Below are 16,126 nucleotides of genomic sequence, written 5' to 3'. Positions count from 1 at the left end.
TCCGCGGCTGGCTACCTTTGGTGCCTATCGTCCTTCTTCGGAGTAGACCCATGAAAGTCCTGCTTGTTTTTGCTCATCCTGAACCGCGTTCGCTCAACGGCGCGCTGCGTGACGTCGCCATCAGGGAACTCGAGGCCCAAGGCCACGAGGTGCGGGTGTCGGACCTCTATGCCGACGGCTGGAAAGCCGAGGTGGACCGTGCCGACTTTCCGTCGTGGCCGCCCGAAGCACGCTTGCTGCCGGCCGGCGCCTCCAAAAAGGCTTTTGCGACCAACACTCTGACCGATGACGTCAAATCCGAGATCGACAAGCTGCTATGGGCCGACACCCTGATCCTCCAGTTCCCGCTGTGGTGGTACGCCATGCCGGCGATCCTCAAGGGCTGGGTCGATCGCGTGTACGCCTACGGCTTCGCCTATGGCGTTGGCGAGCACAGCGACAAGCGGTGGGGTGACCGCTTTGGTGAGGGAACGCTCGCCGGCAAGCGCGCAATGCTGATCGTGACCGCAGGCGGCTGGGAAGAGCATTACTCCGCCCGCGGCGTCAACGGCCCGATCGACGACCTGCTGTTCCCGATCAATCACGGGATTCTATACTATCCGGGCTACGACGTGCTTCCGCCGTTCGTGGTTTACAGGGTGGACCGTTTCGGGGAGGCGGATTTCGAGCCTGTCGCGGAGCGACTGCGCGAAAGGATGCGAACGCTCGAGACAATCCGGCCCATTCGTTATCGGCAGCAGAATGGCGGCGATTACTTGATCCCAAGCATGCAATTGCGCCCCGGCTTGGAGAACCCGGGTGCGACCGCCTTTGCGCTTCACGAGGATCGCGCCGGCGCCGCCGCCCACTCCGATCAGGACAGCCGGGCGATGATGGTGCGCAGCGCCTCGCCGAAGCGCCGGACTTCCTCGATCGTATTGTAATGCACCAGCGAGGCGCGCACGGCGCCGCTGTCCATGCCGAGGTTGAGCCGCTTCATCAGACGCGGCGCATACATGTGGCCGTCGCGAATGCCGATCTGCATCTCGGCCATTTCCTCGACGATCCTCTGCGGCGATAGCGTGCCGACATTGAAGCAGAAGGTCGGCACGCGCTCGCTGAGGCGTGCCTCTTCGGCCACGCCGTAGATCGTCGCGCCGCAATCCTTGAGCACCGCCAGCATTTCGCGCGCCAGCACCTGTTCGTAGTCGCGGATTGCATTCATGCCGGCGACGATGTTGTCGCGGCGCGACCGGTTATTCTCGGACAAGAAATTGCGGCCGATCGATTCGAGGTAACGTACCGCGGCATCCATGCCGGAGACGTTCTCGTAGATGAACGTGCCGGCTTCGATTTTGTGGGGCGGCTCGTCGGGGATGAAATCCTCGCGGAAGGTCGGCAAGCGCTTCAGTGTTTCGAAGCGGCCCCATAGGAAGCCCATATGCGGCGAGAAATTCTTGTAGCCGGAGCAGACGAGATAGTCGCAATCCCAGGCCTGCACATCGATCAGCCCGTGCGGCCCGTAATGCACGCAGTCGAGGAACACTTCGGCGCCTGCCGCATGCGCAATCGCAGCCACGGAGGCAACGTCGACAATCGAGCCGATCGAATGCGCCGTTACCGTGCAGGCGACGAGCCGGGTGCGCTCTGAGACCAGCGGGCGCAAATCGTCGACATGCAGATTGCCGTCGTCGCGCATCCGCCACCATTTGAACTTGGCGCCGGCGGGCGCCAGCGCCAGCCACGTCGCGATATTGGCGTCGTGATCCATGTCGGTGATGACGATCTCGTCACGCTCCCCGTTTGGGCGCTCGGAAAGCATCTGGCCGATGCCGAGGCTGACCAGGCGGATGAACGAAGTGGCGTTCATGCCGAAGCAGATCTCCGCCGGGTTGGTGGCGTTGATCAGCAAGGCCACGCTTTCGCGAGCGCCGGCGACGGCTTGGTCGACGGTGACGCTGCGGCCATAGCGGCCGCCGCGCTGCACATTATGCGCGACCAAATGGTTGGTGACCGCATCGAGCACGCTTTGCGGGATCTGCGCGCCGGCGGCATTGTCCATGAAGACGAAGTCCCCGGCTTGCTGCAAGGCGGGAAACATGGCGCGGATCGTCTCGACCGGGAAAGCTGCGGCATCGCCGGTTTTCGAAATCTGATGCTGGTTCAAGGTCGTCTCCTGCGAAGTGCGCTGACAGATTAGCGGGTCTTTTCGGTTTGAAAGCGGCGTTCAAGGAGGCTGACGAGACGGACCATCGGCCAGAGAAAGATGAGATAGACCAGCGCCGCGCCGATCAGCGGTGAAGGATTGGCATAGAGCGATTGCGCGTTGGTCGCTTCCTTCAGCAGTTCGGGCAGCGCCACGGTGGAAGCGAGCGAGGTATCCTTGAACATCGAAACGCAATTGCTGGTCATTGGCGGAATGACGACGCGGATCGCCTGCGGCAGCACTACCTTGCGCAAGGTCAGCAAGAACGGCAGGCCGAGCGCCTGCGCCGCCTCGAACTGGCCGCGCGGAATGCTCTCTATACCGGAGCGGAACACCTCGGCCGAATAGGCCGCCATGATGATGGCGAAGGCCATCACCGCGGACGTCCACGATGACAGGCGAATGCCGAGGAACGGCAGCGCATAGTAGATCAGGATCAGCACGACCAGCACCGGCATCGCCCGGAAAATGTCAATGTAGCCGACAGCCAGCAGCCGAAGCGGCTTTGGCGCATAGAGCCGCACCAGGCTGATCGCGAGGCCGACGGGAATACCGATGCCGATGCTCATGATTCCGAGCAGCAGGGTGTTCAGGAAACCGCGCAGCAGCGCCGGCAGGCTGGAGACCATGACGTCGGCGTTGAAGAAGGTGTCCAGCAGCGACATCGCAGCATTTCCGAAACGTTTGGCGTCCCGCGACGCTCGAGCCCGAGCCCGAAATCCGAAATCGTGCCGGCATCGAAAGCCGGCACGACATTTAAGCGCGAACTGCCGCTCAGGCCTTCGGCATAGGCATTTCCTTGACGGTCGAGGAATCGGCAGGTGCGTCGCTGCCGAACCACTTCTTGTGGATCGCGGCCAGCGTGCCGTCCTTCTTCATCGCGGTCACCGCGTCGTTCAGCTTGCCGAGCAGCGGGTGGTCCTTGGTCATCATCAGACCGTACTGCTCGCCGGTCTTGATGCGCTCTTTTACGGCGAGATCCTTCATCCTGGTGAAAGAATATTCCAGGCCCGGAATATCGCTGACCGCCGCATCGACGCGGCCGGAGCTGAGATCGAGCAGCAAATTCTGCTGCGTGTCGTAGCCCTTGACGTCACTGAACCCGTCCGCTTCCTGGTGGGCCTTGACCCAGGCTTCGCCGGTCGAGCCGGACAGCACGCCGACGATCTTGCCCTTGAGGTCGGCCTCGGCCTTGATCGGGCTGTCGGCCTTCGCGGCGATGCCCATGTCGGAATCATAGTAGGGCTGCGTGAACGACTGAGACTTCAGCCGCTCCGGCGTGATGGTGATCGACGAGATGGCGACGTCGATGCGCTTCGAGGTGGTGGCGGCGAACAGCGCCTGGAAACCGAGATCGGCGATATCTGTGGTCATGCCGACACGCTTTGCCGCCTCATTGATGATGTCGACTTCGAAACCCTCGAACGTGCCGCTCTCGTTCTTGTATTCAAAAGGCGGATTGGTCGGATAGGCGCCGACATTCAGCGTGCCTTCGGCGTAGGCCGGGCCGCCGGCGATGCCGATGGCAGCAGCAAGAAGCAGCAGGTTGCGACGGGTGAAGTTCATTTTCGTTCCCTCTGGTTGTGATCGGACGGGTTTGGCCCCGCACGGTTTTGATGCGCCAAGTGACGGGACTGCCGGAAAGCCCTCCCGGCACGGCAGTCGCAAGACATCGGATGCTATCCAAAGTGCCGCGCTTTTCAAGGCGAAAGTTTTAAGCTTAAAAAATTGCCACGTGTTGCCGTCACTCCGGAATAACCGCCGTGGCCTGGATCTCAACCTTGGCGCGATCCTCGACCAGCGCCATCACCTGCATGGCGGCCATCGCCGGAAAATGCCGGCCGATCACCTCGCGATAGACCTCTCCGATCCCCTTGAGATTGGCCAAATATTCCGCCTTGTCGGTAAAGTACCAGGTCATCGAGGTGATATGTTCCGGCTTGGCGTCGGCCTCGGCGAGCACAGCAACAATATTGGCCAGCGTCTGCCGCACCTGGCCGACAAGCTCATCGGTCTCGAAGCGGCCCTGTCCGTTCCAGCCGACCTGCCCGCCGACGAAGACAAGCTGCCCACGCGCGGCGACGCCATTGGCGTAGCCGACGGGTTTCGCCCAGCCTTCCGGCTGCAGGATGGTGTGCATGTCAAAACCTCCCAATGCTCAAATCCGGTCGTTCAAAACTCGAAGACAATAATTTTCACGCAAACTCCTGTCTCAGGCCGCTCCCATCACTTGCCGTGCAATCACCACCTTCTGCACGTCGGACGCTCCCTCGTAGATGCGCAGCGCCCGGATCTCGCGATACAGGCTTTCGACGATATGGCCCTTGCGGACGCCGTCGCCGCCATGCAGCTGCACAGCCTTGTCGATCACCTCCTGCGCTTTGTCGGTAGCGAACAGCTTGGCCATGGCGGCTTCGCGGGTAACCCGAGGCGCGCCCATGTCCTTGGTCCAGGCGGCACGATAGACCAGCAACGCGGCGGCATCGACATCCAGCGCCATGTCGGCGATGTGGCCCTGCACCATCTGCAGCTCGGCCATCGGCGCACCGAACAGCCTGCGCTCGGCCACTCTTGTGATGCTTTCGTCCAGCGCGCGCCGGGCAAAGCCGAGCGCCGCTGCGCCGACGGTCGAACGGAACACGTCGAGCACGGACATGGCGATGCGAAAACCGTCACCGGGTTTGCCGATCAGCGCCGAGGCTGGAATGCGTGCATTGTCGAAGGACAGCCGGGCGAGCGGGTGCGGCGCGATCACCTCCAGCCGCTCGGCAACGATCAGCCCCTCGGTGTCGGAAGGCACGACAAAGGCGGAAAGCCCCTTGGCGCCGGGCGCTTCGCCGGTGCGGGCAAAGACAGCATAAAAGTCAGCGATACCGCCGTTGGAGATCCAGGTCTTTTCGCCGGACAAGAGATAGCTGTCACCGTCACGTGTAGCCGTCATTTCCATATTGGCAACGTCCGAGCCCGAGCGCGGCTCCGACAGTGCGAAAGCCGAAATCGCCTTGCCGGCCCGTGTCTTCGCCAGCCAGCTCTGCTGGTCGGGCGAGCCGAACAGGCTGAGCGCGCCAGTGCCGAGCCCTTGCATCGCGAAGGCGAAATCGGCCAGCCCATCATGCCGGGCCAGCGTCTCGCGCGTGAGGCAGAGCGTGCGCACGTCGAGCGGCGAGGGGTTTTCGGTGTCGAGCGCCGTCGGCTTCAGCCAGCCGTCCTGGCCGAGCTTGGCCACCAGCTCGCGGCAGGCGGCGTCGACATCGTCATGCGCGACCGGCAGGTTCTTGGCGCACCATGCCTCCAGCCGCTCCGCCAGATCGCGGTGGCGATCCTCGAAGAACGGCCAGGAGAGGAAGGAACGGTCAGGCATTGCTGCCTCCACAATTCTCCGGCCCTGGCGCTCCACGGCGCCCCCCTCTGTCCTGCTGGACATCTCCCCCTCTAGGGGGGCGATTGGCGGCTTCGCTGCCACGGCTCTCCCTGCGATGTTGGAGATTGGCGAAAGCGGGCCTGATATCCAATCTCCCCCCTTGAGGGGGAGATGGCCGGCAGGCCAGAGGGGGGTGCTGTCCCGCCAGCGTGGAAGCGATCATCTCAATTTCCCTCGAACACCGGCTTCTCCTTAGCCACGAAAGCCGTGTACGCCCGCTCGAAATCGCGGGTCTGCATGCAGATCGCCTGCGCCTGTGCTTCCGCTTCGATCGCCTGGTCGAGACCCATCGACCATTCCTGGTTCAGCTGCGTCTTGGTCATGCCATGGGCGAAGGTCGGGCCGGAAACGATGCGCGCGGCCATGTCGAGCGCGTCGGCCTCAAGCGTTGCGGCATCGACCAGCCGGTTGTAGAAGCCCCAGCGCTCGCCTTCCTCGGCACTCATCGTGCGGCCGGTATAGAGCAGCTCGGCGGCGCGGCCCTGGCCAATGATGCGCGGCAGGATCGCGCAGGCCCCCATGTCGCAGCCGGCAAGGCCGACGCGGGTGAACAGGAATGCTGTCTTGGCCTGGGGCGTGGCGATGCGGATATCGGAGGCCATGGCGATAATCGCGCCGGCGCCGACCGCCACGCCATCGACCGCCGCAATAATCGGCTTGCCGCAATTCAGCATCGCCTTGACGAAATCGCCCGTCATGCGGGTGAAGGCGAGCAGCGCCTTCATGTCCATCTTGACCAGTGGGCCGATGATTTCGTGGACATCGCCGCCCGAGCAGAAATTGCCGCCATTGGGCAGGACCACCACAGCATCGACATCATCGGCGTGGACAAGGTCGCGAAATATGTCGCGCAATTCGGCATAACTGTCGAAAGTCAGCGGGTTCTTGCGCTCCGGTCGATCGAGCCGGATCTTTGCGATCTTGCCTTCGACCTGCCAGTGGAAATGCTTCGGCTTGCGGCCGGCCAGCTTCGTCATTCCCGTCCCTCCCAATTGCTGCGGAAGGAGGTCAGCATGCCGGTCAGCCGGCGCGCCTCATCCTCGCTCACATTGCCCAGCAACTCGCCGACCCATTTCTCATGCGCGGCGGCGATCACGGCGAAAATCTTCGATCCCTCTTCCGTCAGCCGCACCATCGAGGTGCGGCGGTCGCCATTGCGTCGGGCCCGCATCACCAACCCTTCCGAGACCAGCCGGTCGATGATGCCGGTGACATTGCCGTTGGACACCAGCAGGAAGCGCGAAAGATCGCTCATCAGCATGCCCTCCGGCGCGCGGTAGAGCGCGGCCATCACGTCGAAGCGCGGCAGCGTTGTGTTGAACTCTTGCCGCAGTCGTTCGCGCAGCTCGGCCTCGATGGTGCGCGAGGCGCGCAGCAGGCGTATCCACAGCCGCAGGCGGTCCTTGCCGGGTCCGGACGGGGCGGGCAGGGGACCGGCTACCATGTCTCACCTCCGGAGATCGAAATCGTCTGCCCGGTAATCGACCGGGCGGCGTCGCCACACAGATAAAGTACCGCGGCCGCAATTTCTTCCGGCTGGATGAAGCGGCCTTGCGGGTTGGTCGCCGCTAGGCTTGTCCGTGCCTGCTCGGACGAGCGGCCGGTCGTTTGGACGATGCGCTGGACGGTGCTCTCCAGCATCTCGGTTTCGACAAACCCTGGGCACACGGCATTCACTGTTATGCCGGACTTGGCGGTCTCGACGGCGAGTGCCCGCATCAGGCCGACGACGCCATGCTTGGCGGCAACGTAAGCTGCGACATAGGGATAACCTTTCAGTCCGGCGGTGGAAGCGACGAAGATGATACGGCCAGTCTTGCGCACTGCCATGCCGGCCAACGCCGGCTTCACCGTCAGGAACGCACCGGTCAAGTTGACGTCGAGCGTGCGCTGCCAGTCTGCCAGCGAGGTCCGCTGCGCCGGGGCACTGCCGGACATGCCGGCATTGGCAACGACGATGTCGAACGCTCCGCGTGCCGCTTCCGCTGCCTCGTAGAGCGACGCCATCGACGTCTCGTCGGCGACGTCGGCGGCAATGGCGAAGATGGACTTGTTCTCCGCGGCGACCTCGGCAAGCGGCTCCACGCGCCGGCCGCAGATGGTCACGTCAATGCCCCCGCCGGCCAGCGCCAGCGCGATCGCGCGGCCGACGCCGGAGCCGCCGCCGGTGACCAGCGCATGACGCCCCGAAATCGTCGCCGCGGCACTCATACTTTCAACCCCGCTGCCGCTTCGCGTTCGGCCAGCCGGTAGAGCTGGTCGCGGCCGGGCAGATAGGGATCCGGCCATTTGACGCCGCGATCGCCAAGCGTTACGGCCGCGTGCAGCGTCCAATACGGATCGGCAAGATGCGGCCTAGCCAGTGCGACGAGATCGGCGCGGCCCGCCATCAGGATCGAGTTGACGTGGTCCGGCTCATAGATATTGCCGACCGCCATCGTCGCCATGCCGACCTCGTTGCGGATGCGATCGGAAAACGGCGTCTGGAACATGCGGCCATAGACCGGTGTTGCCACGGCCGAAGTCTGGCCGGCCGATACGTCGCAGATGTCTACGCCGGCCTCATGCAGCAGCCGCGCGATCTCTACGGCATCGGCCGGCGTCACGCCTTCGATGCCCAGCCAGTCATTGGCGGAGATGCGCATCGAGATCGGCTTCTCGGCCGGCCACGCGGCGCGCACCGCATGAAAGATTTCCAAGGGGTAGCGCATGCGGTTTTCCAGCGAGCCGCCATAGGAGTCGGTGCGCCGGTTGGTCAAGGGCGTGATGAAGGAGGACAGGAGATAGCCGTGCGCGGCGTGGATTTCGAGCATGTCGAAGCCGCAGCGCGCCGCCATCTCGGCCGAAGCGGCAAACTGGTCGCGCACCATATCCATGTCGGCGCGGTCCATCGCCTTCGGCACCTGGTTTTCCCGCGACCACGGCACGGAAGACGCTGCCATGACGGGCCAATTGCCTGAGGGCAGCGGCACGTCGGTTCCCTGCCAGCCGAGCCTGGTCGACCCCTTGGCACCGGAATGGCCGATCTGGGCGCAGATCTTGGCCTCGGTTTCGGCATGGACGAACTCGACCAGCCGCTTCCAGGCGACCTCATGCTCGGGCGCATAGAAACCAGGGCAGCCAGGCGTGATGCGGCCCTCCGCGCTGACGCACGTCATCTCGATGTAGAGGAGACCGGCGCCGCCCTTGGCCCGTTCGGCGTAATGGGCGAAATGCCAATCGGTCGGACAGCCGTCGACCGCTTTGTACTGCGCCATCGGCGAGACGACGACGCGGTTCTGCAGCGCCATGCCGCGCAGCCGGAACGGCGCGAACATCGGCGCGCGACGCAGATTGTTGCCCCCGGCGCCGGCCTGGCGCTGGAACCACTCCTCGGCGCCGGCCAGCCATTCGGCATCGCGCAGCCGCAAATTCTCGTGACTGATGCGTTGCGAACGCGTCAGCAGCGAATAGTTGAACTGCACCGGATCGAGGCCGAGATAGCGCTCGACCTCCTCGAACCATTCGAGCGAATTGCGCGCCGCCGACTGCAGCTTCAGCACTTCGGTGCGGCGGGCGTCCTCGTATTTGCTAAAGGCGGCCTCGAGGTCTGGCTCGGACTCGACATAGTCGGCCAGCGCCACCGCGCTTTCCAGCGCCAGCTTGGTGCCGGAACCGATCGAGAAATGCGCGCTCGCCGCCGCGTCGCCCATCAGCGCCAGGTTCTTGTAGGACCAGCGTTCGCACAAGACGCGCGGGAAATTGATCCACGCCGAGCCGCGGATATGATTGGCGTTGGTCATCAGCGCGTGGCCGCCGAGATGGCGGGCAAAGATGCGCTCGCAGACGGCAATCGATTCCTGCTGCGACATCGCGCCGAAGCCGAAGCGCTGCCAGGTCTGCTCGCTGCATTCGACGATGAAGGTCGCGGTATCGCTGTCGAACTGGTAGGCATGCGCCCACACCCAGCCATGCTCGGTCTTTTCGAAGATGAAGGTGAAGGCGTCGTCGAATTTCTGGTGGGTGCCGAGCCAGACGAACTTGCATCTACGAATGTCGATATCGGGCTTGAACACGTCGACGAAGGCGCTCCGCGCTTTCGAGTTCAACCCGTCGGCGGCGACAACCAGGTCGTGCGTCTCCATATATGGCTTGGGATCGGCGATGTCGGTTTCGAAGACCAGCTTGACGCCGAGTTCGCGCGCCCGCCGCTGCAGCAACGTGAGCAGCCGCTTGCGGCCAATGCCGCAAAAGCCGTGACCGGTCGAGACCGTGCGCACGCCGTCATGGATGACGGCGATATCGTCCCAATAGGCGAAATGCTTGCGGATCCAGACGGCGCTGACCGGGTCGTTTTTGGTCAGGTTCTCCAGCGTTTCGGCCGACAGCACGACGCCCCAGCCAAACGTATCATCGGCACGGTTGCGCTCGAACACCGTGACCTCATGCGCGGCATCCCTGAGCTTCAGCGAGATTGCAAAGTAGAGCCCGGCTGGTCCGCCGCCGAGAACCGCAACTTTCATCGTGCGATCTCCTCTTCGCTTCTGTTTGTCGAGTTTACGCCTGAGACGGATTAATTCAAGCTTGAAGTTTCAGGATTGAAACAATCCGCCCCAGAAACCCAGCTTGCCGGCAGTCGGCTTGCGCAGGCCAGGGACGCCCCGGGCTATTTTTCCGGGTTCTTCGGGCTCCACAGCACCGTCTCCGCATCTTTTTCATAAGCCATACCATTGGGATAGCTGATCGCTTCCAACTGCAAGCCCCAGGGCGCCTGGAAGTAGAGGATGGTCTGGCCGGCGGCCGGGCCTTCGGTAACCGGCAGCGGCCCCATCCGCGTCTTGACGCCCTTGCCGTCAAGATAGGCTTTTGCGGCGGCGATGTCGTCGACATAGAAGGCGATATGGAAGCCGCCTATGTCGCTGTTGCGAGGCGTCAGGTCCTTCTGGTCCGGCGCGGTGTATTTGAACAGCTCGATGTTCGACCCGTGTCCGCAGCGGACCAGGGTGATCTCCTCAATCACCGCCTTGGGATCGACGCCCAGCAGATCCTGCATGAATGTGCCCTTGTCGTCGGCGAACGGGCCGAACGACATCGCCTTCTTGCAGCCAACCACCTCGGTGAAGAAATCGACCGCCTGCTCCATGTCGGGGACGGTGACGCCGGTGTGGTCGTGGCCACGCATGCCGGGAATGGAACTGGCGTAAGCCGTGCCGATGCCTCCCAGCACGGTGGCGGTGAGCACTGCGTAGCGGATTGCATTCTTCATGTCAGTCATCCTCCATCGCGGGACATTTTGCCGGGTGCACGCCTGAGGCCCGCTCTTTAGCGTGCGAATAGGAATGTGTTCATGCCGGCGCCTTTGCGGCGGGAAGTAGCCAGGCATCATCGATCTCGGGCAGCGGAATGGCGGCGAGGAGATCGCGCGTGTAGCCCTGCTGCGGCTGCTCGAACAAAGTATCCGTCGCACTAGCCTCGACGATCACGCCCTCGCGCATGACGATCACTTGCCGGCACAGCCGCCGGATGACCGACAGATCGTGGCTGATGAAGGCGACAGTCAGGCCCATTTCGGCGGCGAGTTTTTCCAGCAGGGTCAGGATCTGCGCCTGCGTCGACACGTCGAGGCCGGAGACGATTTCGTCGGCCAGCACGAATTTCGGCGACAGCGCCAGCGCCCGGGCAATGCCGACGCGCTGGCGCTGGCCGCCCGACAGTTCGTGGCGGTAGCGGCTGGCAAAACTTTGCGGCAGGCCGACGCGCTGCAATGCCTCCGCGACACGCCCCTTGAGATTGTCGCCAAGCCCGTTCTGCTTGAGCGGTGCTGCGATGATGCTGAAGATGGTGCGGCGCGGATTGAGCGACGACATCGGATCCTGGAAGATCATCTGCAGATTGCGGCGCAGCGGCCGGAGCTCGGCCTCAGGCAAATGGGTGATGTCGCGGCCGTCGAAGATGACGTTGCCGGCACTGGGCTCCAGAAGCCGCACCAACGCGCGGCCAAGCGTCGATTTGCCGGAGCCGGATTCGCCGACCATGCCGGTCACCGATCCCTTTGGCAGGTCGAAATCCAGCCCTTTCAGGATCTCGGCCAAGGGCGCGCGGCCGATCAGCGGCTTGCGCGTCATGTCGGGCAGCGCGACCTTCAGCCCACGCACGGAAAACAGCGGCTCAGCCATGCGGGCGCCTCCAGGCCTGATCGGCGGCGGCGATCTCCGAAGCAAGCCCGGCCAGCACCGCCTCGTCCACCGGCTTCAGCGAGGCGAAGGGGTCGGTATAGCGTGGCGTCGCGGCCATCAGAGCTCGTGTGTAGGGGTGCTGCGGAGCGGCGAAGAGAGCGGCCGTTTCGGCCTCCTCGACCACCTTGCCGGCATAGAGCACCGAGACCTTCTGGCTGATCTTGGCGACGACGCCGAGATCATGTGTGACGAACAGGATCGCCGTGCGGTGCTCGCGCTGCAGCTGCGCGATCAGCCGCAGGATCTGCTTCTGCACGGTCACGTCGAGCGCCGTGGTCGGCTCGTCGGCGACGATCAGCCTTGGTTCGGCCGCAAACGCCGCGGCGATCAGCACGCGCTGGCGCATGCCGCCGGACAGCTCGTGCGGATAGCTTTTGAGGACACGCTCGGGGTCGCGGATCTGCACCTCGTCCAGCAATTGGCGGATGCGTGTATCGGCCTTCTCACCGCTCCAGCCGAGGATGCGCACCAGCCGGTCGGTCATCTGCGGGCCGATGCGGCGTGACGGGTTGAGCGCGGTCAGCGGGTCTTGCGGGATCAGCGCGGTGCGCGCGCCGATCAGCGTGCGCCTTGCCTTTGGCTGAAGCTTGCCGAGGTCCTCGCCCTCCAGCAGCATGTCGCCTTCGACAATGCGCACGCTCGGCGGCAGCACGCCGAGCACCGCCTTGCCGATCATCGTCTTGCCGGCGCCGCTCTCGCCGACCAGCGCGCGCACCTCGCCGGGCTCGACGGCGAGCGACACCGAGCGCAGCACGCGCAAGCCATTAGGCAGCACCGCGCTAAGGCTGCGGATGTCGAGGCAGGGTTTCGCCAGCGCGTTCATCGCAGCACCGGATCGAAACGTGCCCTGAGGCCCTCGCCAAACTGGCTGAACGACAGCACCGTCAGGATCAGCGTCACCAGCGGGAACACCAGCACCCACCAGGCCTGATGGATCGACAGGCGGCCCTCGGCGATGATGCCGCCCCAGGTCGGGTCATCGGTCGAGATCGACAGATTGACGAAGGACAGGATCGCCTCGACGATGACGGCAATGCCCATCTCCAGCGACAGCAGCGCGACGATCGACGGCACCACATTGGGCAGCACCTCGCGCAGCATGATGCCGATGCGGCCGTAGCCGGCGATGCGGGCGTTCTCGACATAGTCCATGCGCGACTGGCCCATCGTCTCGGCGCGGATCACCCGGCAGAAGCGCGTCCAGTCGATGACGGCAATGGCAATGATGACTGAGCTTAAGCCCGTGCCGAGCACGGCGACCAGCAGGATGGCGAACAGCACCGGCGGAAACGCCATCCAGACATCGACGATGCGCGAGATGATGCGGTCGGCCCAGCCGCCGAAATAGCCGGCGACCAGCCCCAGCGTCGAGCCGACCAGGCAGGCGGCAAGGGCTGCCGCGAAGGCGACGATGAAGGCGATGCGGGCACCGAAGATCAGCCGGGACAGAAGATCGCGGCCGAGGCTGTCGGTGCCGAGCCAGTAGCCGGGCTCAGCACCGCTCAGCCAGAACGGCGGCAGCCGCTCCAGCATCAAATCCTGCGCCAGTGGGTCCTGCGGCGCGACCAACGGCGCAAAAATCGCGGCCAGCAGCGCAATCACCAGCCAGCCGCCGGCCAGCCACAGGCGTGCCCGCGAGCCATGTCTCGAAATGCGGGCCTCATCCATGGCGCAGCCTCGGATTAAGCAGCGCATACATCATGTCCACGCTGAGGTTGATCAGCACGAACAACAGCGCGAACACCAGCACGATGCCCTGGATCAGCGGCAGGTCGCGGTTGATGACGGCATCGATCGCCATGTTGCCGAGACCCTCATAGGAAAACAGTCGTTCGACGATGACCGTGCCGCCGATGAGGAAGGTGAACTGCACGCCGACCAGCGTCAGCGTCGGCAGGGCCGCGTTCTTGAGCGCCTCGCGCAGGATGACCTGCGTTTCCGAAAAGCCCTTTACCCGCGCCAGCACGACGTAGTCGAGGTCGAGCACTTCCTTCAGCGACTGTTTCAGCAGCTGCGAGATGATCGCGGCCAGTGGCAGCGCCAGCGCAATCGCCGGCATCAGCATGTGTGCCAGCAGGTCCCTGGTCAGGTCGAAGCGCAGCCGTACGATGCTTTCGAACAGATAGAATTGCGTGACGAAGGGCAGATCGAGTTGCGGCGACACCCGGCCAGAAATGTCGAAGATAGGCACCAGCACGCCGAACAAAAGGATCAGAACCAAACCCCACAGGAAATCGGGAATCGAGAGCGCCGCACCGCTGGCGATGTCGATGCCGGCTTCGACCGCGGTGCCGCGTTCGCGCGCGCCGAGGATCGCCGTCGTGCCGCCGATCGCCAGCGCCATCACAAGCGCGACGATCGCGAGTTCCAGCGTCGCCGGCAGGCGGTTGAAGACCAGGCCCAGAACATCCTGCCGGAGCGAAATCGAAGTGCCGAAATCGCCCCTGACGACACCTGCCAGCCAGATGAAAAATTGCTGGACGATGGTCTTGTCCAGCCCGTAAAGCGCGCGCAGCCGAGCGATGTCGGCATCGGTCGCGCCGGGCGGCAGCATCATCGCGATCGGGTCGCCCGGCGCGACACGGATGACGATGAAGACGACGATCGCCACGCCGAACAGCGTGATCGCCATGGTCAGAAGACGGATCAGGAATCTTTGCAGCAGCATGGTCGCCTGTATGCCTGGCGGAAAAGGCGCGCCGTGGTTGCAGACGGCGCGCGTTAGTCCTGGGCTGATCTCAGGCCGGGCTCATCAGCGCCGGCAACAGCGCGCCGGACACATGCTGCACGACATTGACGCCCTTGGCATGCACGATCGGCTGCGCATACTGGATCAGCGGCAGCACATAGGCCTGTTCGGCGATGTATTTGTCGACGGCCTTCCAGCCGGCAATGCGCTTGGCCTCGTCCTTCTCGCCCCATAGCGGGTTGATCATGTCGATCAGGTCCTGGCTGTCCCACACCGAATGCGGGCTCGGGCCATACATGGCAAAGCCGGTCGACGTGGTGGGATCGCCGATGGCATTGCCCCAATTGTAGAAGGCCGCCGGCGCCAGCTTGTCGGCGGCGCGCAGCTCGTAGTGCTTGGCGATCTCGTAGACCTCGATCGTCGCCTCGATGCCGACCTTGCGCCACATGCCGACGATCGCCTGGATCATCTCGTAATCTTTGGGCTTGAAGCCCTTCGTCGTCTGTATCGTGAACTTGACCGGCTTTTCAGGCGAATAGCCGGAGGCGGCCAGCAGTTCCTTGGCCTTGTCCGGATTGTGCTCCACCTTGATCGACGCATCGTAGGCCGCGTATTCCGGCGTCTCCAGCGTATCGATGGGCTGGCCGTAACCGCGCAGCAGCCGGTCGACCAAAAGCCTTTTGTCGACCGCCATCACCGCCGCCTGGCGCACGTTCTTGTCCAGCATCACGTCGATGTCGTTGAAGAAGATCATGCCGATGTCGGAAACGTTCTTGCATGAGCCGGCAAGTCCATCCTTGGCGATCAGGCGGTCATACTCCTCATAGGGGATTTCCAGCGTCACCTGCGAGGAACCGGACTCGATCTCGGCGACGCGGCTCGCCGCATCGGTAACGAACTTGATGGTTACGTTCTCGAAGGCCGGCTTGCCGCCCCAGTAGTTCGGGTTGGCCTTGAGCCGCAGGAAGGCGTTGCGCTCGAATTTGTCGACCATGTAGGGCCCGGTGCCGATCGGGGCTTTCTCAAAACCCTCGGCGCCGACCTTTTCGTAATAGGCCTTCGGCATGATGTAGCCGGTCAGGAACGACATCCACTTGAAATACACCGGGTCGAATTGCACGACGTCGCCGGTGATCTTGTTGCCGTCGATCTTGAAGTTGCTGACGTTCTTCCAGACGAACTGGATCGGGTTGCCGGTTTTTTCATCGCCCGCCCGCTGCAGCGACCAGACCACGTCTTCGGCCGTGAATGGCGAGCCGTCATGCCAGGTGACGCCCTCGCGCACCGTCATCATGATCTTGCTGCGACCCTCGTTCCAGCCCCATTCGGTGAGCAGGCCGGGCGCGAAAGAAAGATCCGGCTTCTGCGGGATGAACTGGTCGAACACCGACTGGTACAGACCCTGGATGGTCGGGTTGACCGCTGAAGGCCCGGTGGTCGGGTCCCAGGACGGCAAATTGACATTGTAGGCGATGGTCAGTTCGCCGGCAGCCCTGGCGATTTGCGGCAGGCCGAGCGCCGTGGCGCCAAGTGCGGCCGCGCCATATCCGAGCAATTCTCGTCTGTTGATTGTCATGGTCGTTCCCCTGTTGCTTTTATGCGCGGTGTCGTTGTCA

16 protein-coding genes are annotated in these 16,126 nt (G+C 63.7%); 1 reads left to right on the top strand and 15 read right to left on the bottom strand.

Annotation, left to right across the window (positions count from 1 at the left end; genetic code table 11):
• Nucleotides 1-50: 50 nt before the first annotated feature.
• Nucleotides 51-923: an NAD(P)H-dependent oxidoreductase gene (locus tag NKH99_RS00725; RefSeq protein WP_353012012.1), complete on the top strand. Its 873-nt coding sequence runs from the start codon at nt 51-53 to the stop codon at nt 921-923.
• Here the strand turns inward: NKH99_RS00725 and NKH99_RS00720 are convergent.
• The 15 genes from NKH99_RS00720 to NKH99_RS00650 all read right to left on the bottom strand — a co-directional run bounded on the left by NKH99_RS00720 (nt 854) and on the right by NKH99_RS00650 (nt 16,086).
• A complete protein-coding gene (locus NKH99_RS00720) occupies nt 854-2,146 on the bottom strand; it encodes a cysteine desulfurase-like protein (RefSeq protein ID WP_352540468.1) in 1,293 nt (430 codons plus the stop codon). The genes NKH99_RS00725 and NKH99_RS00720 overlap by 70 nt on opposite strands.
• A 29-nt stretch (nt 2,147-2,175) precedes the next feature.
• Nucleotides 2,176-2,850, bottom strand: coding sequence for an amino acid ABC transporter permease (locus NKH99_RS00715; protein ID WP_292656040.1), 675 nt, complete (start codon nt 2,848-2,850; stop codon nt 2,176-2,178).
• Nucleotides 2,851-2,959: 109 nt separating this feature from the next.
• Nucleotides 2,960-3,751 carry an ABC transporter substrate-binding protein gene (locus NKH99_RS00710; protein ID WP_352743125.1) on the bottom strand — a complete coding sequence of 264 codons (792 nt, stop codon included), beginning with the start codon at nt 3,749-3,751 and terminating at the stop codon, nt 2,960-2,962.
• 178 nt (nt 3,752-3,929) lie between these two features.
• Entirely contained in the window at nt 3,930-4,325 is a 396-nt protein-coding gene (locus NKH99_RS00705) for a RidA family protein (protein WP_352820829.1), read from the bottom strand.
• A 72-nt stretch (nt 4,326-4,397) separates the two neighbouring features.
• On the bottom strand, nt 4,398-5,546 hold the full coding sequence (locus NKH99_RS00700) for an acyl-CoA dehydrogenase family protein (RefSeq protein WP_353012008.1): 1,149 nt from the start codon (nt 5,544-5,546) through the stop codon (nt 4,398-4,400).
• A 224-nt stretch (nt 5,547-5,770) separates the two neighbouring features.
• The gene (locus tag NKH99_RS00695) at nt 5,771-6,583 is read right to left on the bottom strand and encodes an enoyl-CoA hydratase family protein (protein ID WP_353012005.1); all 813 of its coding nucleotides are present in this window, start codon (nt 6,581-6,583) and stop codon (nt 5,771-5,773) included.
• Nucleotides 6,580-7,050, bottom strand: a complete 471-nt coding sequence (locus tag NKH99_RS00690; RefSeq protein WP_023676834.1) for a MarR family winged helix-turn-helix transcriptional regulator — start codon at nt 7,048-7,050, stop codon at nt 6,580-6,582. Before NKH99_RS00690 ends, NKH99_RS00695 begins: the two co-directional genes overlap by 4 nt.
• Nucleotides 7,044-7,817: an SDR family NAD(P)-dependent oxidoreductase gene (locus tag NKH99_RS00685; RefSeq protein WP_353012002.1), complete on the bottom strand. Its 774-nt coding sequence runs from the start codon at nt 7,815-7,817 to the stop codon at nt 7,044-7,046. Before NKH99_RS00685 ends, NKH99_RS00690 begins: the two co-directional genes overlap by 7 nt.
• Nucleotides 7,814-10,108, bottom strand: coding sequence for a bifunctional salicylyl-CoA 5-hydroxylase/oxidoreductase (locus NKH99_RS00680; RefSeq protein ID WP_353011999.1), 2,295 nt, complete (start codon nt 10,106-10,108; stop codon nt 7,814-7,816). The genes NKH99_RS00685 and NKH99_RS00680 overlap by 4 nt, the downstream gene beginning before the upstream one ends.
• A 143-nt stretch (nt 10,109-10,251) precedes the next feature.
• Entirely contained in the window at nt 10,252-10,851 is a 600-nt protein-coding gene (locus tag NKH99_RS00675; protein WP_023676837.1) for a VOC family protein, read from the bottom strand.
• A gap of 79 nt (nt 10,852-10,930) precedes the next feature.
• Nucleotides 10,931-11,761, bottom strand: coding sequence for an ATP-binding cassette domain-containing protein (locus tag NKH99_RS00670; protein ID WP_353011995.1), 831 nt, complete (start codon nt 11,759-11,761; stop codon nt 10,931-10,933).
• Nucleotides 11,754-12,644, bottom strand: a complete 891-nt coding sequence (locus NKH99_RS00665; RefSeq protein ID WP_353011992.1) for an ABC transporter ATP-binding protein — start codon at nt 12,642-12,644, stop codon at nt 11,754-11,756. Before NKH99_RS00665 ends, NKH99_RS00670 begins: the two co-directional genes overlap by 8 nt.
• Complete coding sequence (locus tag NKH99_RS00660; RefSeq protein WP_353011989.1) at nt 12,641-13,489, bottom strand: ABC transporter permease; 849 nt, start codon at nt 13,487-13,489, stop codon at nt 12,641-12,643. The genes NKH99_RS00665 and NKH99_RS00660 overlap by 4 nt, the downstream gene beginning before the upstream one ends.
• The gene (locus NKH99_RS00655) at nt 13,482-14,489 is read right to left on the bottom strand and encodes an ABC transporter permease (RefSeq protein ID WP_353011986.1); all 1,008 of its coding nucleotides are present in this window, start codon (nt 14,487-14,489) and stop codon (nt 13,482-13,484) included. The genes NKH99_RS00660 and NKH99_RS00655 overlap by 8 nt, the downstream gene beginning before the upstream one ends.
• A 70-nt stretch (nt 14,490-14,559) precedes the next feature.
• Nucleotides 14,560-16,086 carry an ABC transporter substrate-binding protein gene (locus NKH99_RS00650; RefSeq protein ID WP_353011983.1) on the bottom strand — a complete coding sequence of 509 codons (1,527 nt, stop codon included), beginning with the start codon at nt 16,084-16,086 and terminating at the stop codon, nt 14,560-14,562.
• Between the last annotated feature and the right edge of the window lie 40 nt (nt 16,087-16,126).

The sequence above is a fragment of the Mesorhizobium sp. M0854 genome (assembly GCF_040319815.1).
Classification (GTDB): domain Bacteria; phylum Pseudomonadota; class Alphaproteobacteria; order Rhizobiales; family Rhizobiaceae; genus Mesorhizobium.
This window is presented reverse-complemented; position numbering and strand designations above follow the sequence as displayed.